The following is a 21985-nucleotide window of genomic DNA, read 5'->3' as shown; positions in this document are numbered from 1 at the left end:
TCCTTAGCTCTGGCCGTGGGAAACGCACTCTCCGTGCCGCCACAACGCCCACTGGCCCGGCTCGTAGCGGTTCCAGGTTTCGTTTTCGGTGAGCGCTTCGGTGGCGATCACCGTGACCACGTCGTTGGGGGTGGTTTCGGTGTGAAAATCGACGATCAGGTCGACATCCTTCAAACGCGCGGCACCGAATGGCGCGCGACGGGTAATGTGTACCAGCTTGGTCGAACAGAAGCAGAACAGCCAGTCGCCGTCGCTGAGCAGGCAATTGAACACGCCCTTGCCACGGTAACCGGCACAGGCCTCCACCAGCACCGGCAGCAACTGCTCCACCTCCACAGGCTCGGGGAAAGCCGCACGGATGCGGTTGAGCAGGTCGCAGAAGGCCGCTTCGCTGTCGGTGTCGCCCACGGGCCGGTAGAACGTCGCCTCGCCCTTGAAGTCGCCCAGCTGGCCGTTGTGTGCGAAGCACCAGTTGCGCCCCCACATTTCACGGACGAACGGATGGGTGTTGGACAGGCAGACCCGGCCGACGTTGGCCTGGCGGATGTGGCCGATGACCACTTCGCTCTTGATCGGGTAGCGCTGCACCAGGTTGGCGACTTCCGATTCGCTACTCGCCGCCGGGTCCTGGAACAGCCGCAGGCCACGGCCTTCGTAAAACCCGATGCCCCAGCCATCACGGTGCGGGCCGGTACGCCCGCCCCGTTGCATCAGGCCGGTAAAGCTGAAGACGATGTCGGTAGGGACGTTGGCACTCATGCCCAGCAGTTCACACATGCTCGTCGCTCCGTTTACAAGCGCGGTTCTACCCGGCCACGGCCGGTCATCGGCGTTGGCGCCGGGTCGTCGCGGTAGCGGTCGCGGCGGTCGGCACCGAAGGCGGACTCGGACGCGACCTGCTCATCCTCGGCTGCCTGACGCTTGGCGGTAGCCTCGGCATTCGCACGGCGCTCGCGGGCGCGTTTTTCCAGCGGCCAGCGGACCAGCACGAACAGTGCATACAGCGCGAAGGCGATCATGCCGTACAGAGCGAAATCGGAGACCGCGCGCCAGGCGTTGTTGCCCACCTTGAAGGCAACGTCCAGGGTGGTGATGGCGATGGCCGGGGCGAAGCTTTCCTTGACCGGGTCTACGATGGTTGGGGTCAGCAGCAGCACCGCCAGGATCACCCGCAGCGGTTCACGCAGCCAGCGCCACATCCAGCCGGTGAGTTTGAAGCCCACCAGCAGGCAGCCCAGGGCGGCAAGGGCGTAGAGGCCCCAGGCGAGGGTATAGTCGTTCTCGGTCATGGTGATCGTGCAAGCCAGGCAAAGAGATGCCTATGATAAACACTTTTCAGGGCGCAGGCGCCCCCCGGCGACAGCGCTAGCCTGTTAGGGCCTCTTCGCGGGTTTCCCCGCGAGGGGGCAGGTACGCGCACCGACAGCCCCCAGCCAAGAGATCCCCGATGCCCAGCAAACCTCAGCCCCCCATCGCCCGCCAAGACTCGGCAACCGACCCCTACGCCTGGCTGCAACAACGCGACACCCCTGAAGTACTGGCCTACCTGCAAGCGGAAAACACCTACCAGCAAGCCTGCCTGGCCGACCAGGCGCCCTTGCGCGAGCAGCTGTTCGAGGAGATCAGGGGCCGTATCCAGGAAACCGACCTGTCGCTGCCCTCGCCCTGGGGCCCGTACCTGTACTACACCCGCACCACGGCGGGCGACGAATACCCCAGGCACTATCGCTGCCCGCGCCCGGCGGACGACGCCAACACCGTCGATGAAAGCCGCGAGCAGCTGCTGCTGGACCCCAACGCCCTGGCCAATGGCGGCTTCCTGTCGCTGGGCGCGTTCAACGTCAGCCCCGACCACCGCTTGCTGGCCTACAGCCTGGATACCAGCGGCGACGAAATCTACACGCTGTACGTCAAGGACCTGGCCGACGAGAGCGTCACCACCCTGCCCTTCGACGACTGTGACGGCAGCATGACCTGGGCCAACGACAGCCAAACGCTGTTCTTCGCCGAGCTGGACGACACCCACCGCCCGTGGCGCCTGCGCCGCCACACCCTCGGCGAGGCCTCGGCAGCGACGGTGTTCGAAGAGACCGATGGCCGCTTCTTCCTGCACTGCTACCGCTCCAGCTCCGAGCAGCAGCTGGTGCTGCTGCTCAACAGCAAGACCACCAGCGAGGCTTGGGTGCTCGACGCTAGCACCCCGCAAGCCGAATTCACCTGCCTGGCACCGCGCCAGGAAGACCACGAGTACTTCCCGGACCACGGCCAGCTTGACGGTGAGTGGCGCTGGTTCATCCGCACCAACCAGGATGGCATCAACTTTGCCCTGTACCACGCACCGGCCAGCCAGGTACCAACCCGCCAGCAATGGCAGGTGCTGGTACCGCATCGCGATGAAATCATGCTCGAAGGCCTGAGCCTGAACGCCAGCGCCCTGAGCCTGAGCCTGCGCGAAGGCGGCTTGCCGATCATCGAGGTTCGTCCACAGGGCCTGCAGCCGTACCGTGTCGAATTGCCCGATGCGGCCTACAGCCTGTATGTGCAGGACAGCCTGGAGTTTTCCAGCCCCCGCATTCGCCTGCGCTACGAGGCCCTCAACCGCCCGGCCCAGGTACGCCAGCTGGAACTGGCCAGCGGTGCCCAGCAAGTGCTCAAGCAAACCCCGGTGCTAGGGCCATTCGACGCCGACGACTACGTGAGCGAACGCTTGTGGGCTATCGCCCAGGACGGCACCCGTGTGCCGATCAGCCTGGTGCGCCGGCGTACGGATGCCGGCAAGGTCGTGCCACTGTACCTGTACGGCTACGGCGCCTATGGCGAGAGCCTCGACCCATGGTTCTCCCATGCCCGCCTGAGCCTGCTGGAGCGCGGCGTAGCCTTCGCCATCGCCCACGTCAGGGGCGGCGGCGAGCTGGGTGAGGCTTGGTACCGCGCGGGCAAGCAGGAGCACAAGCAGAATACCTTCAACGACTTCATCGCCTGCGCCGAGCACTTGATCGCCGAAGGCGTGACCTGTGCCGATCGCCTGGCCATCAGCGGCGGCAGCGCTGGTGGGTTACTGATCGGCGCCGTGCTCAACCTGCGCCCGGAGCTGTTCCGCTGCGCCATAGCCGAAGTGCCGTTCGTCGACGTTCTCAATACCATGCTCGACCCCGACCTGCCGCTGACCGTCACCGAGTACGACGAATGGGGTAACCCGCAAGCGCCAGAGGTGTATGAGCGGATCAAGGCCTACGCCCCCTACGAAAACGTGAAGGCCCAGGCCTATCCGGCCATGCTGGTGGTCGCCGGCTACAATGACAGCCGCGTTCAGTACTGGGAGGCCGCCAAGTGGGTGGCACGCCTGCGCACGCGCAAGACCGACGACAACCTGCTGCTGCTCAAGACCGAAATGGGCGCCGGGCACGGCGGCATGAGCGGTCGGTACCAAGGGCTCAAGGACGTGGCCTTGGAGTACGCGTTCGTGTTGAATGAGCTGGGCGTGGCGTAAATCGCGTTTTTTGTTGTCATACCCAGCGCAGCGCACCTGAAGGTCCTAACGCCGGCAATCCGGCTCCAGAAGGTGTGCCCCACGCTCTCGGACAACAGCCGCGAAGAAGAACGACACATGCCCGACCAAACCCTTCTGAACACCGAAATCCGCGACATGCTCATGGACTGCGGCCAGTTCGACAACCTGCAGCTCAGCGACTTCCAGGCCGCCGCTGGTTATTTCAGCCTGACCGAAATCCGTGAGGGCCATACCATCTTCAACGAAGGCGACGCCGGTACCTTCATGTGCATCCTGCACCAGGGCGTGGTCTCGGTGCGCAAGACAGACAGCACGGGTGCCCAGGTCGAAATCGCCACCCTGCGCAAGGGCCGCGCCTTCGGTGAAATGGCCGTACTCGACGGCGAACGGCGCTCGGCCAGCTGCATCGCCGCCAGCGACTGCCTGCTGTTGACCCTGGGCAAGGACTCGCTGGAAAAGATGCTCAATGAGGCACCCCGTATCGCCGCACGGATCATCCGCGCGCTGGCCGTGACCCTTTCGAAACGCCTGCGCATGCAGGATGGCCAACGCCTGGCACTTTAATCGTCGTCAGGCGGTGGTTTCACCGGTTCAGGGCGCAACCCAGGCAAAGGCTGGTCCTTGGGCGGTCCAGGCACCGGCATCGGTGGCAACAGCGGGCCACCTGGCTGGCTGTCATTCGCCTTGGGCGGCGTGCTCGGGGTGATTTGCGGGTAAGGCGTTGGCGTCGGCGTGCCAGGCGCTCCAGGCACGGGTGTGTTGATCCGCGGTGGCGTACCCGCGGCTTCGACTGTTGGCACCACGGCGAGCAGCAGCGCGGTGAGGATCGCACGGACCATCTGCAACCTCCTGTCGGGACCAATCTACAGGCTACGCCTTCCTGGCACTTTTTGCCTGTCCGAGGGCCCCGCAAGCGCGCTAGACTCAAGAGTAGAACCGTCATTTGCCTGATCAAGACAAAGGAAACACCATGAGTTCGGCCTCCACTTCCGCCGCCACCGCCCGCCTCGACCGCATCCTGGCCGACGCCAAGCGCGACAAAGAAATGGGCTACCGCGACAAAGCCCTGAAAATGTACCCGCATGTGTGTGGCCGCTGCGCCCGTGAGTTCTCCGGCAAGCGCCTGAGCGAACTGACCGTGCACCACCGCGACCACAACCACGACAACAACCCCCAGGATGGTTCGAACTGGGAGCTGCTGTGCCTGTACTGCCACGACAACGAGCACTCGCGCTACACCGACCAGCAGTATTTCAGCGAAGGGTCGACCAGCACGCCAAGCATCGCCAAGGCCACCCACAACCCATTCGCTGGGTTGGCGGGCATGCTCAAGAAAGACTGAACGTCGTTTCGCCCCCCACTGCCGCCGGGTAGCCCGTATAATCGCGCTTTTTTTGCGAAGGACCCCGGCACGTGGCAAACAAACGGTACAGCTGCATCGGCCTGTTCAATCCCAAATCAGCGGAGAACGTAGGTTCGGTGATGCGCGCAGCGGGTTGCTACGGCGTCAACTCGGTGTTCTACACGGGCAAGCGGTATGAACGCGCGCGTGACTTCGTCACCGACACCAAGCGAGTGCACTACGACATCCCATTGATCGGCATCGATGACCTGCAGCGCATCATTCCGCTGGGGTGCACACCCGTGGCGGTGGAGCTGGTCGAAGGCGCCCGCCCCCTGCCCGAGTACACCCACCCCGACCGCGCCATCTACATCTTCGGCCCGGAAGACGGCAGCCTGAGCGCCGATGTTCGGGCGTGGTGCGAAGAGACCATCTACATTCCGACCGAGGGTTGCATGAACCTGGCGGCGACGGTGAACGTGGTGCTGTATGATCGCTTGGCCAAGGGGTTGAATACCCGCTCCGGGCCCAAGTTCAAATAAGCGAACCGCGCTGGCGGCGGCCTATCAGTCGCCCGAAGCCAGGACCTTGCTTTGCAACGCCTCGGATCGGCGCCCCAGCACGTTTTCGCTGATCTGTACGAACGCCTCGGTGCTGACGCTCGGCAGGCGCATCAAGGCCCGGGCCACATCATCCAGCGAGCGCTTGGCCTGGGTGTGAAGACGGATCTCCTTGTCCAGCGCCTGCAACAACAGCACACCACGCGCCACCTGCGCCGGGGTCGCGTGCTCGCCGCCCAAGTGAGAGACCTTGGCCGCCTGCTTGTGCAGGCGCGCCTGCCAGGCCTGGTAACGGTCATCGCTGACACCGCCGGCCCGGCGTAACAATTCGCTGGCGTAGTAGTCGGTGAGGCTTTCGCCGATCCAGTCACTGTCCTCGTGGCCGTGGATCTGTGCGAACAACTGCACCAACTCGCGCAACAACGGACTGCTGCCGTTTTCGCCCACCATAGGTCTGGCGCTGTGCAGGTACAACGATCCCTGCGCCGCCATCGCCCCGCGCCACATGCCATCGCGGGCCCCCACCACCAGCAGCTTTGGCGGGTTACGCGGGAACACCGCCTGCAACTGCGGCCAGACGAAGGTCAGCAGCGTCAGGTTGTCCATTCGGCGCATGCCCTGTCCCACCGGAGCGGCGACAGTGACCTCGGTCTCGCCCAGACGAGCACGGCGGCTGCCCAGATTGCCCGCGAGCATCCAACCGGTCGGGCGGTCGAACAAGCGCGACACGTTGTCGATGCGAAATTTGTCCTTGCCGATACGCGGCCACGCCGTCTCGACGCTTTTCCAGCCGGCAGGCAGGTCGAATGCCAGGCGCGCCACCAGCTCGGTACCGTCCTGCTGGTCGAGGCGCGCCGACGGCACCAGTTGCTCGCCCTGGAACAATGCCCAGTGCGGGGTCATGCGCGATGAATACGCGCCACTACGCAGTTTCTGGTCCAGTTGCACCCGGTAGCTGAGGCTGGTCTTGCCCGCCGCCGGATGCCACACGCCACGCTCACCCTGCTGTTGCCATTGCCCATCGGCCTGAAAACCGCTGTACGCACCCGCCTTGCCCAAGTCGAAATCCAGCGAGCGTACGGCGCTGCCATCGCCCAAGGTCAGTCGCACTTCGGCCTGGCCTTGTTCGGGCAACAGGCGCACCTGGTAATCGAGATCGACCTTCTTGGCCCAGGCTGGGGCACAGGCCACGAGGCCCAACAGCAACAACAGCTGACAACGCATACAGAAACTCCTTGTTTCCCAGAGGCGACTGGGCGCGCCGTTCAGCTGGCGCGGAAAATCAGGTGGTCTTCCCAGTCGTCTTCATCCACATCATGCTCGCTGAGCATACGCCCGGACTGGGAAATGCGCTGTTCGTGGACTTGTTTGCGGTCACCGCACACCAGAGGGTGCCAGGCTGGCAGGTCCTTGCCCTCGCTGACCAGGCGATAGCCGCAGGTGCTGGGCAACCATTTGAACTGGTCGGCCTTGCCCGGCGTGAGCTGGATGCAGTCGGGCACATGGGCGAAGCGGTTGGGGTAGTCGCTGCACTGGCAGGTGTTCAGGTCCAGCAACTTGCAGGCGATGCGGGTGTAATAGACGCTGTTGTCGTCCTCGTCCTCGAGCTTTTGCAGGCAGCACAAACCACAGCCGTCGCAAAGCGATTCCCACTCCTGCGGGTCGAGTTGTTCGAGGGTCTTGCGCCGCCAGAACGGCGCGTCGTCAGCAATCATCACACGGGTTTCCTGCAGTCATCTTGAGTCCGCGGCGCGCGGCGGCGCCAGTCTAGAGCCTGGCCTTCGGCAAAGCCAGACCGCTTGTCAGTCCCGCGCGCAGGCAGTAGCGTGCGGTATTTCCCACCCATTGCAGGAGCAGCCATGAGCGCCAACCCTCGCATCGCCGATTACGCCATCAACGAGCAGTTCATCAACCGCTGGTCGCCCCGCGCCTTCACCGCCGAGCCGATCAGCGAAGCAACCTTGCTCAGCTTCCTGGAAGCCGCACGCTGGGCGCCATCGGCCTACAACTCGCAGCCGTGGCGTTTCCTTTATGCACGCCGGGACACCGCGCATTGGGAGCGCTACCTGGACCTGCTGGTGCCGTTCAACCGCAGCTGGGCGCAACAGGCCTCCGCGCTGGTGCTGATCATCTCCAAGACCACATTCGCCGCACCCGGCACCCACGAAGAGAAGCCGGCCCTGTGGCACACCTTCGACACCGGGTCCGCCTGGGGCCACCTGGCACTGCAAGCCAGCATCAGCGGTTGGCACACCCACGGCATGGCCGGGTTCGATCAGGCGTTGGCCCGCGAAACACTGAAAATTCCCGAGGGCTACGAGTTGCACGCCATGGTGGCGATCGGCAAGCTGGGCGACAAGGCCAGCCTGGACGAAGCGCTGCAAGCCCGTGAAGTGCCGAGCCCACGCCGACCGCTGAGCGAGTTGGCGGCCGAGGGTGATTTCAGCCTCTGAGCCTTTGGCTGGCTTTCCGGCTTGATCGCCGGCAAGCCGGCTCCTGCGTGGGGTTGGCCGCAACGCTGCAGATAGTTCAGTAACCCCGGGCGAAAGCCACTTCGCCACGCAACCCCTCGCCCGCCTGATACCCGCGCACATTCTCGACGAACAAGCGCACCATCGCCACCGGCGACGTCGGTGCCGAGCTATGCCCGGTCAGCAGCAAACCCCAGGCGGTCCAGAACGGATGCCGCTGGGGCAAAGGTTCTTGCCGGCAGACGTCGATCACCGCACCCGCCAGGTGCCCTTGCTTCAACGCCTCGACCAGGTCGGCATCGACCACGGCCACACCTCGACCGGCATTGATGAACAACGCACTGGGCTGGAACCGCTGGAACAGCGCTGCGTCGTACACATCATGGGTCGCTGGGGTATCCGGTAGCAGGTTGAGCACGTAGTCGACCTGCCCCACCAGCCGCGGCAAGTCCTCCAGGCCAGCCACCTCGACGAACGGCGCCTGCTCGCGGGCACGGCTGGCAACGCCGTACAGCGTCACCCCGAACGGCTGGAGAAACTCGGCCACGCACTGGCCGATATCACCGGTACCGACGATCAGCACCTTGCGCCCTTGCAGCGAACGCCCAGGACGATCATCCCAGCGCCGCTCGACCTGGCTGACCAGGCGTGACAGCACTTCGCGCTCATGGACCAGCATATAGGTCAGCATGTACTCGGCCATTACCTGGCCAAAGATGCCCACCGCCCGGGTCAAACGGTAATCACGCGGCAGGCCCTGGGCCAGCAACGGGGTGATGCCGGCCCAGGTCGATTGCATCCAGTCGGGTTTGTGGCCCTGGCGCAGCAGGCTTGCCAGCAAGTCCGGCTGACCCAGCCATACCGGGCATTCTGGCGCCTGGCGCGCCAGTTCGGCGGAATCGCCGCTGGTCAGGATTTCCAGATCCGGGGCCAACTCACTCAGCAGGCGGGCATAAGTGGCATGATCCTGTTCAGCGATCAGAACGCGCATCGACGTGACAACCTTGACAGATAACGACAGCGGCCCGATCTGCGGGCCGCCTGGCAAAAGTGGGTAACCGCGCCTGGGTCAGGCGGGATCGTTACGGCGCAGCAACTCTTCGGGCAGGTGCTCGATGTAGTCGTCTTCAGGTGGCGGCATCTGCAGGTGATAGCCCTGGTTCTCCAGGTTCTCCAGCACCTTCGCGATGTCTTCGCGGGCCAGTTTGCGCTCAGGGGTCAGCACCAGGTCGAAGGCGTGCACGGGGGTGCCGAAGAACGGCAGCAGGCCTTCGGGTACGCGCTCCAGGCCGTCGGCCTTGAGCACATAGAGGTACATTTCGTGCTTGCGGGGGCTCTTGTAGATCGAGCAGATACGTTTCATTGGGTCTCTCCGGCGCCCGCCAGGTTGTCCAGCAGGGCCTGGCCCATGCGCTGGCGACGCCAGCCGCGCAGCGAATCGGGCAGTTGATAAGGGCCATTGGGATAGCCGCTCTTGAGCAAGGCTTCCAGGGTCTTCTTGCGCAGCATCAGTTCCGGGGCGATGCCCAAGCGTTCGCCTTCGGCCTGGCCAACGGCGCGCAGGCGCTTGAGGATGCCTGCGGCTTCGATCGGCAGTGGTTCGGGCAGCGCCTGCGGCCATTGCTCCTTGGGCAGGCTGGCGGCACGCTTGATCAGCTGGATCAGGAACTCGCCGTCCTGCCGAATGGTGCGCGGGTGCATCTCGTCGATCTTGGCCAGGCCCGACAGGCTGTCGGGTTGGGTCCTGGCCATCGGCCACAGCGAGTGCTCCTTGAGGATGCGATTGCGCGGCACATCGCGGCTGCGGGCCTCTCGCTCGCGCCAGGCACAGAGTTCGCGCAACACCGCCAGTTGCTGGGGCGACAGCTTCCAGGCCAGCTTGACCTCACGGTAGAGGGTTTCAGGCTCGACCTCACGGCGCAGCTGAGCCACCAGCTCGGCACCGTCTTCCAGCACCCAGGCGTACTTGTCATCGGACAACCGCGGACGCAGGGCGGCGAACAGCTCGGCCAAATGCACGGCATCCTCGGCGGCGTAGCTCACCTGGGTTTCCGACAGCGGCCGCTGCAGCCAATCCGAGCGGGTTTCGCCCTTGGGCAGCTCGATGCCCAGCACTTCCTGAACCAGGCGCGAATAGCCCATGGAGAAGCCCAGGTTCAGGTAACCAGCCGCCAACTGGGTGTCGAACAGCGGCTGCGGCAGCTTGCCGGTAAGGCGCAGCAGCACTTCGAGGTCTTCGCTGCAGGCGTGCAGCACCTTGACCACGGCGCTGTCATCGAGCAGCTCGGCCAAGGGTTGCCAATTGCCGATCAGCAGCGGGTCGATCAAGAACGCCCGCTGGCCATCGCCGATCTGGACCAAACCGGCCTTGGGGTAAAAGGTGTCGACGCGCATGAATTCGGTATCGAGCGCGACGAACGGCAGTTCGCGCCAGCGCAGGCAGTGTTCGGCCAGGCTCTGGTCGTCACGAATCCAGTGTATTTCGATGGCCACGAGGCTCTCCCACTAACATTGGCGCGCAGTATATACGGCGCGGGCACTGCTGGTGAAACCTGCGCCATCCTTGAGGTCGATCAGTGGTGTCCTGGAAGCCTTGATGAGGGGGCTGGACATTCTCTCAGCGCTTGGCCGCCAGCCAAGGCCGGCAGCTGGCGAACATGTCCAGCGACTGCTGGTAGACCTCGGTGTGCACCTGCAGCAGGCCGAGCATCGAGTGGAACAGGTTGTCCTGGGACAACGGCGCGTCGCTGAGCTTGGCCAGGCAGTCGTTGTCGATGCCGAAGTCTTCACGGTAGCTGTCGGAGAACCAGGTCAGCAGCGGCACATGCTTTTGCTGCTCCGGTGCCATCATGTAGGGCGTGCCATGCAGGTACAGGTTGTATTCGCCCAGCGACTCGCCATGGTCGGACAGGTAGATCATCGCGGTATCGACCTTGTCCTGCTTGCTGCGCAGGATGTCGATCAACGAGGCCAGCACCTTGTCGGTGTAGGCAAGGGTGTTGTCATAACCGTTGATGATCTCCTGCTGGCTGCACTGGTCCAGCGCATTGCTCTGGCACACCGGGCCAAAGCGACCACTGTCCGCCGGATAACGCTTGTAGTACTCCGGCCCATGACTGCCCATCTGGTGCAGCACCAGCACGGTGTCCTTGTCGAGGTTGTCGATCAGATCGCCCAGGCCCTGCAGCAGGATTTCGTCATGGCATTCGCCGTTGGCGCAGAGCGTCGGGTCCTTGAGGTTGCTGACATCGACGAACTGCACACGGTCACAGGTGCCCTTGCAGCCGGACTGGTTGTCGCGCCACTGCACGGCAAGACCCGCGCGCTGGAGGATGTCCAGCAGCCCTTCGCGATTCTTGGCCACCCGTGCGTCGTAATCCTTGCGCCCCATGCCGGAAAACATGCAAGGCACCGACACGGCAGTCTCGGTCCCACAGGAGTGCACATCGGAAAATGCTACCAGGCCCTGCTCCTTGGCAAGGCTTGGCGTGGTGTCGCGGTCGTAGCCGAGCACCCCGAAGTTCTCTGCCCGTGCGCTTTCGCCCACGACCAGGACGGTCAGCGATTTGCGCTCATGGTGCTGCCAGGCGGCATCGCGACGGGCATCTTCGCCGTAGTTCTCGAACGGCCGCGCAGCCGTACCAACCCGCTCGCTGACATAGCCAATGGAAGCACCGACGATGTTGCTGGGGGTCAGCATCAGGCGCAGTTCGTGATGGTTTCGAAACAGCGACGACAGCCCTTGGTAGTTGACCAGCGCCACCGAGCCCAAGGCCACGACACAGGCACCGCTGACCACCAGTTTGCCGAGCAGTTCTCGGTGCCAGGCGCGGTAGGCGATGGGGGCCTTCCACAACAGGACCGAAGGCAATACACCGAGCAAAAGTATATAAAGCGCAAACTTCAAGGAGAGCAAGTCACGCACTTCGGCAACATTGGTCTCGGCGATATTACGAAACATCCCCGAGTCAATTAGCACACCATATTGGTTCATGAAGTAAGCGACCCCCGCGCCACTCATGAACAAGAGGATCAATAGCGGTTTTAATACGTAGCGGAAGGCAAACAGCGTCAAGATCAGATTGAAGGCGAACACCATCAGCAGGGCGAACGCCAACCCCAACCAAAGCCCGGTCATGCCCGGCGGCAGGATGTGCTCCAGGTGCTGCCAGAGGAAGGCATTGAAGCCGATCAACAGGTAAAGGCTGGCCAGCAGCGTAACCCATTCGGTCCGCAGGTATTTGAAGTTGAGCATCAGCGTTCGCAATCAAGAGTGATTATCAGCCAAGGCCTGAAAGGCACCTTGGTAAAGTTGGCGAAACTCTAGAAAGCGAACCATCAATTTTTCGTGAAAAAGACGCCAACAAATTCGTGAGCCAGCATCTTTTTCAAATTAGAAGCCGTTCATTCAGCTGTCATTCAGCCTGGCAGGTGGAGTTTGGCGTACGGCACTCGCTCGATGTCCAGTACCTCGACACACAGCTGAAGGTCCAGGCCGGGGTGCTGCGGGATGGCGTCGCGTAACACCTCGAGCAGACTGGCAGACAGTTGTGCCTTCACCTGGGGCGAACGTCCATCGAGGATGGCCAGCCGCACATGGGCGAAGGCCCGCTCACCCGGCGCGGTGCCGACCCGGTAGCGGGCAAACGCCTGGGCCCGGCTCTTGATGTCCCGTTCATCGGCGAACTGGCCACTCCCGACCAGCGCATGGTTCAGGCGCAGCAGCAGCGTATCGACATTCAGTTCACGCAGGTTGTCGCTGTATTCCAGGTTCAGATGGGGCATGGCGCAGGTTCCGGTTCGCCGAAGGGAGGCGACAGCCTACCCCAGTCCCCTACCTGCGCAAAGGCGGCTATCCTCAAAGGTCAGGACCTTACCGACAACCCGACAGAGGTGAAGAAATGCCAGTTCCGCACGATTTGCTCGCTGACCTGCACGTATCCGCCGACCAGTTCCAGGCACTCATCGACAAGGACCAGGAACTTCACAAGCTGCACAAGGAATACAACGCCAAGGACAAAGAAGTAGTGACTGCCGAAACCAACGGCACCAATGACGATGTGATCAATCGCCTGCGCAAGGAACGGTTACTGCTCAAGGACAAGATCGAACGGATCATTCATCCGCCCAAATCCTGATTCCACGCCCTATCGCCGGCAGGCCGGCTCCTGAACGGAGCCGGCCCAGCCTTCACACCGCAGCGGACGCCTTGAGCGCCCCGTCCAGATCCTCGATCAAATCGCGGTAATCCTCGATCCCCACCGACAGGCGCAACAGGTTTTCGCTGATCCCCATTTCGCCTTTCTGCGCCGGGCTCAGCGAATTGTGGGACATGCTCCAGGAATGGTTGATCATGCTCTCCACCCCGCCCAGGGAGTCGGCCAGGACAAAGATCCGCAACGCCTCCACCAGACGATTGAGCGCCGCCCGGTCACCCCCTTTGACCTTCATCGCCACCACCGCTCCGCCAGCGCGCATCTGACGCTTGCACAGCTCATGCTGCGGGTGGCTTTCCAGCCCCGGGTAATAGACCTTCTCGATCTGCGGGTGGCTTTCCAGAAAACGCGCCACCTGCAACGCATTGGCGCATTGACGCTCCATGCGCACGTCGAGCGTCTTTAGCCCCCGCAGGGCCAGATAGCAGTCGAACGGTCCCTGGATCGCGCCCACCGCCATGCTGATCTTGCGCAGGCGGGCCAGCAATTGCTCGTTGGCGGCCACCACCACGCCGCCGGTGAGGTCGGAATGGCCGCCGATGTATTTGCTCGCCGAGTGCATCACCAAGTCCACGCCCAGGGTGATCGGGCGCTGATTCCAGGGCGAACAGAAGGTGTTGTCGATGCAGGTGAGGATGCCGCGCGAACGGGCCAGGTCGCACACCGCCTTGATGTCGACCAGGTGCAACAGGGGGTTGGTCGGCGACTCGATCCAGATCAATTGGGTCTCGGGGCGAATCGCTTGCTCCACCGCGTGAATGTCGTTGAGGTCGACGTAGGTAGTGGTCAGCCCTGAGGTACGCCCGCGGTAGTCCTCCAGAATTCGGAACGTACCGCCATAGACGCCGTTCATAACCACCACATGGGCATCCTTGGGCAGCAGCTCGAGCACCGTGGCGGTAGCATTCACGCCAGAGGCGCACGCCACTGCGCCAACGCCCTCTTCCAAGGCGGCGACACAGGTTTCGTAGGCATGCCGCGTCGGGTTGCCCACACGGCTGTAGGCGTACTCGGGGTTATCGTCCAGACTGCGCTTGATATACGAACTGGCGGTGTAGATCGGCGGGAAGATCGCATTGTCGGCGACGCTGGACTGTTCACCGGCGTGGATGGTACGGGTGGCGAAATTACGCGGCTTGTCGGACATGGTCGGGTCCATTGGTCGAAGGGAGACAGGTTGAAGAGCGCCACTATCTCACACCCGCGCAAGAGGCTCCTATAGCAGTATTTTTTGCTATTTCACGCTACCCTCGGAGAATAATTTTTCTCACTTGATCGCCAGAGGCCCATGGACAGTTTCGACCAACACATCCTGACCCTGCTCCAGCGCGACGCTTCGATTTCCCTCAAGGACCTGGCCGAGGCCGTCAACCTGTCCACCACCCCGTGCTGGAAGCGGGTCAAACGGCTTGAAGAAGACGGCTACATCATTGGCCGCGTTGCGTTGCTCGACCCGCAGCGGCTAGGGCTGGGCTTGACCGTGTTCGTCCAGCTCAAGACCCAACGCCACGACAGCGCATGGCTGGAGCAGTTCGCCACGACGGTGAACGGCTTCGAGGAGGTGATGGAGTTCTACAGAATGTCCGGAGACTGGGACTACATGCTGCGTGTGGTGGTGGGGGATATCGCGGCATATGACCGTTTCTACAAGAAACTGATCAACAGCACCGACGGACTTTCCAACATCACTTCCAGTTTTGCCATGGAGCAGATGAAGTACACCACGGCGTACCCGGTGCATCGTTCGTGACAGGTGCCAGCCTCATCACCGGCACGCCGGCCCCTGCAGCATCAGCGTGACGGCGATGATGGGCTGTGTTCAGTCCGCTGCCAGCACGGTGCCGATCCGGTTAACGGCCTTGGCTTTCTCCAGTCGAATGGCCACGAATTTGGAGGTTGGCGTGTAGGTCCCTTCGCCGTAACTTTCCAACGGTACCAGCGGGTTGGTCTCGGGGTAGTAAGCCGCCGCCTGCCCCTCGGGCACGTCATAGGGCACCAGACGGAACCCCGCTACACGACGCTCGCGGCCATCCTCCCACAGCGACACCATGTCCACCTGCTCACCCGGCTCGAAGCCCAGGCGGCGAATGTCAGCCTCATTGACGAACACGACCTCGCGCAGGCCGAACACCCCTCGGTAGCGGTCATCCAGGCCGTATAGCGTGGTGTTGTACTGGTCGTGCGAACGCAGCGTCTGCAGGATCAGGTCCGGCTTGTCACCACGGGCCAGCACCTGGGCATTGACCAGGTGTTCAGGCAATTGGCTGGCGCTGAAACGCGCCTTGCCAGTGGCGGTGCGCCAACTGCGCTCGGCGGCACTGTTGCCCAGGTGGAAGCCCCCCGGATGCTGCAGGCGCTTGTTGAAGTCGGCAAAACCCGGAATCACATCGGCGATCAGACTGCGTATGCGGCCATAGTCGGCGATGGCGTATTCCCAGTCGATGGGCTTGTTGCCCAAGGTGGCCTTGGCCATGCCGGCGATGATGGCCGGTTCTGAACGCAGATGGGGCGACCGTGGACGCAGTTGACCGTGGGAGAGATGCACCATGCTGAAGGTGTCTTCAACGGTAACACCTTGCGGACCGGTGGCCTGCAGGTCGATCTCGGTACGGCCCAGGCAGGGCAGGATCAGCGCATCGCGCCCGGTAACCAGGTGCGAGCGATTGAGCTTGGTGGAAATCTGCACCGTCAGCGCACAGTTGCGCAAGGCTGCGTGGGTACGGGGCGTATCTGGCGTGGCTTGGGCGAAGTTGCCCCCCAACGCGACGAAGACCTTGGCCCGCCCCTCTTCCATCGCCTTGATCGCCAGCACGGCGTTGTGCCCAGGGTTACGCGGAGCGCGAAACTGGAAGCGCTTCTCCAGCGCATCGAGCAGCCCAGCCCTTGGTTTCTCGTCGATGCCCATGGTGCGGTCGCCCTGCACGTTGCTGTGGCCACGCACCGGCGACAGGCCTGCGCCCGGCTTGCCGACGTTACCGCGCAGCAACTGCAAGTTGACGATTTCCTGCACCGTAGCCACCGAGTGACGGTGTTGGGTGATCCCCATGGCCCAGCACATGATCACTCGCTCGGCCTTGCGGTACATACGTGCTGCCAACTCGATCTCGGCCAGGGTCAAACCCGACTGCTCGACGATATGCTCCCAGGAGGTGGCATCCACCGCGGCCAAGTAGGCCTCGACGCCACTGGTGTGCTCCGCGATGAAAACATGGTCGAACACGGGGGGTTCACCCTTGGCCAGGGCTTCGCGCTCCCACTGCAGAAGGAACTTGGCGATGCCGCGCATGGCAGCCATGTCGCCGCCGAGGGCCGGGCGGAAATACGCGGTGTTGGTCGGCTCGGAGCCATTGCTGAGCATCTCGAAGGGATGCTGCGGATGCTGGAAGCGCTCCAGTCCACGCTCCTTGAGCGGATTGAAGCACACCACCTGTGCGCCACGCTTGACCGCCTCGCGCAGGGGTTCGAGCATCCGCGGGTGGTTGGTGCCAGGGTTCTGGCCGATGACGAAGATCGCATCCGCCAGCTCCAGGTCGTGGAACACCACCGTGCCCTTGCCCACGCCAAGGGTTTCGGACATGCCGGTACCGCTGGCCTCATGGCACATGTTCGAGCAGTCGGGGAAGTTGTTGGTGCCGTAGGCGCGCACGAACAGCTGGTAGAGAAATGCCGCCTCGTTGCTGGCCCGACCCGAGGTGTAGAACTCGGCCTCATCCGGCGAGTCGAGCGCTTGCAGGTGCTGGGCGATCAGGGCGAATGCGTCGTCCCAAGTCGTTTCCACGTAGTGGTCGGAGGCCGCGTCATAGCGCATCGGGTGGGTCAGGCGACCCTGGTACTCCAGCCAGTAATCGGTCTGTTCGGCCAGGGCACTGACGCTGTACTTGGCGAAGAATGCCGGGTCGACCGACCGGCCGGTTGCCTCCCAGTTCACCGCCTTGGCGCCGTTCTCGCAGAACTTGACCATGTCGCTTTCCGGCGACTCGCCCCACGCGCAACCTGGGCAGTCGAAGCCGCCGTTCTGATTGGTCTTGAGCATGGCACGCAGGTTCTTGAAGGCGTTGTCACTACCCAGCCAGCTCTTGGTCACGCTCTTGAGCGCGCCCCAGCCGGCGGCGGGGCCTTTGTAGTCCCTGATGTGTTCGTCTTGGCTCATGGGATGGATCCTCACGCGGGGCATTCGAAAAAGGCCGCCAGGTCAGTTGCCCGGCTTTTTTCCAGCGTATGGAGCCCGAACCGAGGCCGTCCAATCGAAATACCTTACGGCTCGATAAGCAGGCTCGATGATGCCCTACAGCCCATGCCACACGGGACGTGCAGCCACGATAGAGGGTATTTATCAATTAGTCGGAGAAAGCAATTTGACGGGGGTGGCGCCAGGTTATAGCTTGAACCTGACACGCGGCGTCCGCCGCCCCTACCTCATTCGAGCGCGAACGTGGAACAGAACAGCCGGCCCCTGATCGACGGCTTCAACCGGAAAATCGACTACTTACGGATGTCGGTTACTGACCGCTGCGACTTCCGCTGTGTCTATTGCATGGCCGAGGACATGCAGTTCCTGCCGCGCCAACAGATCCTTAGCCTCGAAGAGCTGTTCCAGGTCGCCGAACGCTTCGTCGCCCTGGGTACCCGAAAGATCCGCCTAACCGGCGGCGAGCCTCTGGTACGCCAGGGTATCGTCGAGCTGTGCCAGCGCATCGCCGCCCTGCCGGGCCTGCGTGAACTATGCCTGACCAGCAATGGCTCGCAACTGGGGCGAATGGCCCAACCCTTGTTCGACGCCGGCGTCTCACGCCTGAACATCAGCCTCGACAGTCTGAATGCCGAGCGCTTCAAGCAGCTGACCCGCACAGGCGACCTCAGCCAGGTGATCGCGGGTATCGACGCCGCCCGCCGCGCCGGTTTTCACCGGACCAAACTCAATTGCGTGGTGCTCAAAGGGCGCAACGACGATGAACTGGTCGACCTGGTGCGCTTTGCCATCGACCGTGACCTGGACATCACCTTCATTGAAGAAATGCCCTTGGGCGTTATCAGCGAACATGAGCGGGGCGAGTCGTTCTGCTCCAGCGACGAGGTGCGTGAGCGCCTGGCCGAGCATTTCACCCTGGTAGAGTCCACCGAATCGTCCCAAGGCCCGGCACGTTACTGGCGCCTGGCCGAGGCGCCGGACAGTCGGGTCGGCTTCATCTCGCCGCACAGCCACAACTTCTGCGCCACCTGCAACCGCGTGCGCCTGACCGTCGAAGGTCGCCTGCTGCTGTGCCTGGGCAATGAGCACTCGGTGGACCTCAAGCACGTGCTTCGTGCCCATCCGGGCAATCCCGAACGCCTGGAAAAAGCCATCCGCGACTCACTGCACCTCAAGCCATACCGCCATCATTTCGAAGTCGGCGGCGATGTGCAGATCCTGCGTTTCATGAACATGACCGGCGGCTGAGTGCCCGCCTCTGGACTTCCATGATCGTCCACTCCCGCCCTGATGTGCTGCGCGTGTTGTTCACCCTCAAAGGGTCGATCATCAAACGCATTGCCTTGCGTTGCCTCACGGTTACCTTGCTGGCGGCACTGATCGTGTTGGTCGAGCGGCACTTCCCGGCGTTCTTCTACCCGGTCAGCGCGACCCCGTTCACCCTGCTGGGCCTGTCGTTGTCGATCTTCATGAGCTTTCGCAACAACGCCTGCTACGACCGTTGGTGGGAGGGCCGCAAGGCCTGGGGCATGCTGATCATCGAGACCCGTTCGTTCGTGCGCGAGAGCGTGGCGATCACCGACGAGCAGTTGCGCAGCCAGTTTCTGCGCAGCCTATGTGGCTTCGCCCATGCACTCAATGCCAGGCTGCGCAATGAAGACGACCTTGCCGCGGCACGTCCCTGGCTGGCCGACACGCACGGTATCAGCCCGCACAACGTTTGCGACGGCATCCTGCGCCAGGTCGGCGCGCAGTGCTCACAGCTGGCCGAACAGAACCACATCAGCGAGTGGCGCTACACCTTGCTGGAGCAGCGATTGACGGGACTTTCGCAGGTGCAGGCTACCTGTGAGCGGATCAAGGGCACGCCGTTGCCGTTCCCCTACACCCTGTTGCTGCACCGCACCATCTACATTTTCTGCCTGTTGCTACCGTTTGCCCTGGCCGAGCCGCTGGGCTGGCTGGCGCCGCTGTTCACCACCATCGTGGGTTACACCTTCTTTGGCCTGGATGCGATCGGCAATGAGTTGGAAGACCCGTTCGGGCGCGATGAGAACGACTTGCCCACCGATGCCATGGTGCGCACCATCGAACGGGATGTGCTGGCGGGGCTTGGGGTCGAGCCATTGCCCGAGGCGTTGCAACCGGTCGATCATGTGTTGAGCTGATGCCCCAATCGCCGCGGTTTACCGGCGACTGAGGGCCGACATCAACCGCGGCTCTCGCACACCGCAATCGGCTTGAGGTGCGGTACGAAATTGCACGGCCGGTGCCGGGCGTCGAGCTGCTCGGCCAGGATCCCCTCCCAGGCCGTGCGGCAGGCACCGGTCGAACCTGGCAGGCAACAGACCAAGGTACCGTTGGCCAGCCCGGCCATTGCCCGGCTCTGCACCGTCGAGGTGCCGATATCGAGGATCGACAGGGCACGGAACAACTCACCGAAGCCATCGATGCGCTTGTCCAGCAGGCACTGCACCGCTTCAGGCGTGCTGTCGCGCCCGGTGAAACCAGTGCCGCCAGTGACCAGCACCACCTGCACGTTGTCGTCGGCTATCCAGGTGGCGACCTGGGCGCGGATCTTATACAGGTCGTCCTTGAGCAGCGACCTCGCCACCAGGCGATGGCCCATCTGCACCGCGCGGCTGGCCAACAGCTCGCCGGAGGTGTCGTTGTCGTAGGTTCGGGTATCGCTGACGGTGAGTACAGCGATGTTCAGCGGTACGAACACTGCATCGGGTTTGACGCTCACAGGGTGTGCTCCTCGAATGGCATTGCCGCCACGCTAGAGGCCTGGCCGCCAGGCGTCCAATCGATATGGCGAACGGGTTCATCGATCGGCTCTATCGGCCCATGCTACAGGCACCGGCTTGCCAGCAACACGGCCGGACACCATCAAACAATGGCCAGCCAGCCAAGACTTGGTTAAGGTCCACTTACCCAGCACACCAGGCCGCACCATGGACATCAAGCAACTGAAATTCCTCATCGCCCTCGACCAGACCCGCCATTTCGGCCAAGCCGCGGCGCTGTGCCATATCACCCAGCCCACGTTGTCGATGCGCTTGCGCAACCTGGAGGACGAACTGGACCTGGTGCTGGTCAAGCGTGGCCAGCGCTTCGAGGGATTCACCGAAGCCGGCGAGCGCATCCTGGCCTGGGCGCGCACCTTGCTCGCCGCCCACGACGGTCTGCAGGCCGAGGCCGCCAGTTGCCGTGGCCAGGTGGTCGGCAGCCTGCGCCTGGGCACCGTACCGCTAGCCAGCTTCAACCCCATGCACCTGCTGATGCCGCTGCGCGCCAAGTACCCTGAGCTGCACTTTCAGCTGAGCTCGCTCAGCTCCGAGCAGATCATCGACGGGCTGAGCCGCAACCAGCTCGACCTGGGCATCTGCTACCTGGACCAGGTCAACACCAGCTTCTTCGACGTGATCGAACTGGGCATCACCACCATGGGCCTGTTGCATGACACGCGCTTTTTCCAGTTCGACGCCCCACGACTGCACTGGGACGAACTGGCCGACATTCCGCTGGGCCTGCTGAGCAAGGGCATGCACTACCGCCAGTCGCTAGACCTGAGTTTCCGCAGCCGCGGCCTGGAGCCGCTGGCGGTGCTGGAAAGCGACTCCAGCTTCCAGCTGGTCCAGGCGATCACCGCCGGCGTGTGCTGCGCAGTCATGCCGCTGGACTGCGGGCTGGAAGCGCTGAGCGCACACATGCGCATCGTCCCGGTAGTTGACGCCAGCATCCACAGCCCGGTGGGCCTGCTGCTACGTCGCAGCGAGCCACGCTCGGCGATTGCCGAGCAATGTTTCGACGAAGCTCGCGCCCTGTTTCAACCTTCCTGAGTTGCCGTCGCCTGGCGGTATTGCCTGGGTGTGAAGCCGGTCAGTTGCTTGAACTGCCGGCTGAACGCGCTGTGGTCGGTGTAACCGCATTGCAAAGCCACCTCGGTGATCGGCAAGTCGCTGTGCAGCAGGCGATGGGCGTGCTCCAGGCGCGCCTTGTGGATCATCTGCCGCGGCGTGAGGTGGAACACCCGCTTGCAGTAGCGCTCCAGCTGCGCCACGGAGATTCCAGCAATTCGGGTCAACTGGCCCATGCTGATGGGCTGGTGAAAGTGCAGACGAATGTGCTCGTCCACGGCGGCCAGACGCTGGTAGGCAGGGTGGGTATCGGCGGCTGACTGCAAGTCTACCGAGATGCCGACCAGGCCGATGATGCGCCCCTGCGGGTCGTACAACGGGCGCTTGTGGGTCAGGCACCATCCAGGCTCGCGGCTACCGTACAGGTGCAGTTCCAGTTGGTCTTCCAGCACCAGGCCATGCTCCAGCACGCGACGGTCCTGTTCGGTGTAGCCCGGGCCCAGCTGTGCAGGGAACACTTCCGCGCTGGTCTTGCCCAGTAATGGCTGCAATTGCTTGAGGCCACAGCGCTGGACCAGGGTGCGGTTGGCCAGGACATAGCGGGCCTGGGTGTCCTTGATGAAGATGGCGGCGTTTGGGATGACGTCGAGCATCGGGAGCAACAGGGTGACGCTTGCCAGCAACACCTCGAGGGTGGCGGGGTTCTGTGCTTCCAGGGCTTGGTACAGGGCGTGGTGGGGCATCGGGATTCTCGGTTGATTGTGACGGCGCTTTCGCGGCACTCAGAATCGGCACCGCCTGTGCGGTGCATCGCGAGCAAGGCTCGCTCCTAC

Annotated in this window: 24 protein-coding genes; 10 read left to right on the top strand and 14 right to left on the bottom strand. The window is 63.2% G+C overall.

Translation table 11 applies throughout. The features are described 5' to 3' along the window. Window positions 1-3 precede the first annotated feature (3 nt). Together H620_RS0112095 and H620_RS0112090 are read right to left on the bottom strand one after the other, a co-directional pair. On the bottom strand, window positions 4-777 hold the full coding sequence (locus H620_RS0112095) for a class II glutamine amidotransferase (protein ID WP_023381757.1): 774 nt from the start codon (window positions 775-777) through the stop codon (window positions 4-6). Window positions 778-791: 14 nt separating this feature from the next. Then, complete coding sequence (locus H620_RS0112090) at window positions 792-1289, bottom strand: hypothetical protein (RefSeq protein ID WP_023381758.1); 498 nt, start codon at window positions 1287-1289, stop codon at window positions 792-794. 158 nt (window positions 1290-1447) lie between these two features. Between H620_RS0112090 and H620_RS0112085 the strand changes: the two genes are divergently transcribed. Further along, window positions 1448-3490: a S9 family peptidase gene (locus H620_RS0112085; RefSeq protein WP_023381759.1), complete on the top strand. Its 2043-nt coding sequence runs from the start codon at window positions 1448-1450 to the stop codon at window positions 3488-3490. A 117-nt stretch (window positions 3491-3607) separates the two neighbouring features. After that, the gene (locus tag H620_RS0112080; RefSeq protein ID WP_023381760.1) at window positions 3608-4075 is read left to right on the top strand and encodes a cyclic nucleotide-binding domain-containing protein; all 468 of its coding nucleotides are present in this window, start codon (window positions 3608-3610) and stop codon (window positions 4073-4075) included. Here H620_RS0112080 and H620_RS0112075 read toward each other — a convergent pair. After that, entirely contained in the window at window positions 4072-4350 is a 279-nt protein-coding gene (locus tag H620_RS0112075) for a hypothetical protein (RefSeq protein ID WP_023381761.1), read from the bottom strand. The two genes, H620_RS0112080 and H620_RS0112075, sit on opposite strands and share 4 nt — an antisense overlap. A 131-nt stretch (window positions 4351-4481) precedes the next feature. Between H620_RS0112075 and H620_RS0112070 the strand changes: the two genes are divergently transcribed. Further along, window positions 4482-4853, top strand: a complete 372-nt coding sequence (locus H620_RS0112070; protein WP_023381762.1) for a YajD family HNH nuclease — start codon at window positions 4482-4484, stop codon at window positions 4851-4853. A gap of 71 nt (window positions 4854-4924) precedes the next feature. Further along, window positions 4925-5395, top strand: a complete 471-nt coding sequence (locus H620_RS0112065) for an RNA methyltransferase (protein WP_008095669.1) — start codon at window positions 4925-4927, stop codon at window positions 5393-5395. 24 nt (window positions 5396-5419) lie between these two features. On the opposite strand, the gene H620_RS0112060 is transcribed toward H620_RS0112065, so the two are convergent. Both H620_RS0112060 and H620_RS0112055 read right to left on the bottom strand, forming a co-directional pair. Beyond that, window positions 5420-6637, bottom strand: a complete 1218-nt coding sequence (locus H620_RS0112060) for a hypothetical protein (protein WP_027907423.1) — start codon at window positions 6635-6637, stop codon at window positions 5420-5422. A 41-nt stretch (window positions 6638-6678) separates the two neighbouring features. Continuing rightward, complete coding sequence (locus H620_RS0112055; RefSeq protein WP_023381764.1) at window positions 6679-7128, bottom strand: YcgN family cysteine cluster protein; 450 nt, start codon at window positions 7126-7128, stop codon at window positions 6679-6681. A 144-nt stretch (window positions 7129-7272) separates the two neighbouring features. Between H620_RS0112055 and H620_RS0112050 the strand changes: the two genes are divergently transcribed. Then, window positions 7273-7866 (top strand): nitroreductase family protein, encoded by a 594-nt coding sequence (locus tag H620_RS0112050; RefSeq protein ID WP_023381765.1) that lies wholly within the window; start codon window positions 7273-7275, stop codon window positions 7864-7866. A gap of 76 nt (window positions 7867-7942) precedes the next feature. On the opposite strand, the gene H620_RS0112045 is transcribed toward H620_RS0112050, so the two are convergent. The 5 genes from H620_RS0112045 to H620_RS0112025 all read right to left on the bottom strand — a co-directional run bounded on the left by H620_RS0112045 (window position 7943) and on the right by H620_RS0112025 (window position 12669). Continuing rightward, window positions 7943-8875, bottom strand: a complete 933-nt coding sequence (locus H620_RS0112045; protein ID WP_023381766.1) for a D-2-hydroxyacid dehydrogenase — start codon at window positions 8873-8875, stop codon at window positions 7943-7945. Window positions 8876-8953: 78 nt separating this feature from the next. Further along, the gene (locus tag H620_RS0112040) at window positions 8954-9247 is read right to left on the bottom strand and encodes a YcgL domain-containing protein (RefSeq protein WP_023381767.1); all 294 of its coding nucleotides are present in this window, start codon (window positions 9245-9247) and stop codon (window positions 8954-8956) included. Next, the gene (rnd, locus tag H620_RS0112035) at window positions 9244-10377 is read right to left on the bottom strand and encodes a ribonuclease D (RefSeq protein ID WP_023381768.1); all 1134 of its coding nucleotides are present in this window, start codon (window positions 10375-10377) and stop codon (window positions 9244-9246) included. The genes H620_RS0112040 and rnd overlap by 4 nt, the downstream gene beginning before the upstream one ends. Window positions 10378-10501: 124 nt before the next feature. Further along, window positions 10502-12139 (bottom strand): phosphoethanolamine transferase, encoded by a 1638-nt coding sequence (locus H620_RS0112030; RefSeq protein WP_023381769.1) that lies wholly within the window; start codon window positions 12137-12139, stop codon window positions 10502-10504. A 164-nt stretch (window positions 12140-12303) separates the two neighbouring features. Next, complete coding sequence (locus H620_RS0112025; protein ID WP_023381770.1) at window positions 12304-12669, bottom strand: 5-carboxymethyl-2-hydroxymuconate Delta-isomerase; 366 nt, start codon at window positions 12667-12669, stop codon at window positions 12304-12306. A 116-nt stretch (window positions 12670-12785) separates the two neighbouring features. On the opposite strand from H620_RS0112025, the gene H620_RS0112020 reads away from it, so the two are divergent. Continuing rightward, on the top strand, window positions 12786-13022 hold the full coding sequence (locus H620_RS0112020) for an HP1242/YdcH family protein (protein WP_023381771.1): 237 nt from the start codon (window positions 12786-12788) through the stop codon (window positions 13020-13022). Between the two features lie 52 nt (window positions 13023-13074). Here H620_RS0112020 and H620_RS0112015 read toward each other — a convergent pair whose 3' ends face one another. After that, the gene (locus H620_RS0112015; protein WP_023381772.1) at window positions 13075-14259 is read right to left on the bottom strand and encodes a trans-sulfuration enzyme family protein; all 1185 of its coding nucleotides are present in this window, start codon (window positions 14257-14259) and stop codon (window positions 13075-13077) included. A 129-nt stretch (window positions 14260-14388) separates the two neighbouring features. On the opposite strand from H620_RS0112015, the gene H620_RS0112010 reads away from it, so the two are divergent. After that, window positions 14389-14850 carry an Lrp/AsnC family transcriptional regulator gene (locus H620_RS0112010; RefSeq protein ID WP_023381773.1) on the top strand — a complete coding sequence of 154 codons (462 nt, stop codon included), beginning with the start codon at window positions 14389-14391 and terminating at the stop codon, window positions 14848-14850. 69 nt (window positions 14851-14919) lie between these two features. Here H620_RS0112010 and H620_RS0112005 read toward each other — a convergent pair whose 3' ends face one another. Beyond that, window positions 14920-17250, bottom strand: a complete 2331-nt coding sequence (locus H620_RS0112005) for an FdhF/YdeP family oxidoreductase (protein WP_023381774.1) — start codon at window positions 17248-17250, stop codon at window positions 14920-14922. Between the two features lie 282 nt (window positions 17251-17532). Between H620_RS0112005 and moaA the strand changes: the two genes are divergently transcribed. Continuing rightward, window positions 17533-18537, top strand: coding sequence for a GTP 3',8-cyclase MoaA (moaA, locus tag H620_RS0112000; protein WP_027907422.1), 1005 nt, complete (start codon window positions 17533-17535; stop codon window positions 18535-18537). 20 nt (window positions 18538-18557) lie between these two features. Continuing rightward, window positions 18558-19457 carry a bestrophin family protein gene (locus tag H620_RS0111995; protein ID WP_027907421.1) on the top strand — a complete coding sequence of 300 codons (900 nt, stop codon included), beginning with the start codon at window positions 18558-18560 and terminating at the stop codon, window positions 19455-19457. 41 nt (window positions 19458-19498) lie between these two features. On the opposite strand, the gene moaB is transcribed toward H620_RS0111995, so the two are convergent. Continuing rightward, a complete protein-coding gene (gene moaB, locus H620_RS0111990) occupies window positions 19499-20038 on the bottom strand; it encodes a molybdenum cofactor biosynthesis protein B (RefSeq protein WP_023381777.1) in 540 nt (179 codons plus the stop codon). A gap of 208 nt (window positions 20039-20246) precedes the next feature. Here moaB and H620_RS0111985 point away from each other — a divergent pair, with 208 nt between their 5' ends. Then, window positions 20247-21134, top strand: coding sequence for a LysR family transcriptional regulator (locus H620_RS0111985; RefSeq protein ID WP_023381778.1), 888 nt, complete (start codon window positions 20247-20249; stop codon window positions 21132-21134). On the opposite strand, the gene H620_RS0111980 is transcribed toward H620_RS0111985, so the two are convergent. Continuing rightward, the gene (locus H620_RS0111980; protein WP_023381779.1) at window positions 21122-21895 is read right to left on the bottom strand and encodes an AraC family transcriptional regulator; all 774 of its coding nucleotides are present in this window, start codon (window positions 21893-21895) and stop codon (window positions 21122-21124) included. The genes H620_RS0111985 and H620_RS0111980 overlap by 13 nt on opposite strands. Window positions 21896-21985 lie beyond the last annotated feature (90 nt).

The sequence above is a fragment of the Pseudomonas taiwanensis DSM 21245 genome, assembly GCF_000425785.1.
Classification (GTDB): Bacteria; Pseudomonadota; Gammaproteobacteria; order Pseudomonadales; family Pseudomonadaceae; genus Aquipseudomonas; species Aquipseudomonas taiwanensis.
The sequence above is the reverse complement of the archived record's forward strand: the minus strand, read 5'-3'. Positions and strand labels throughout refer to the sequence as shown.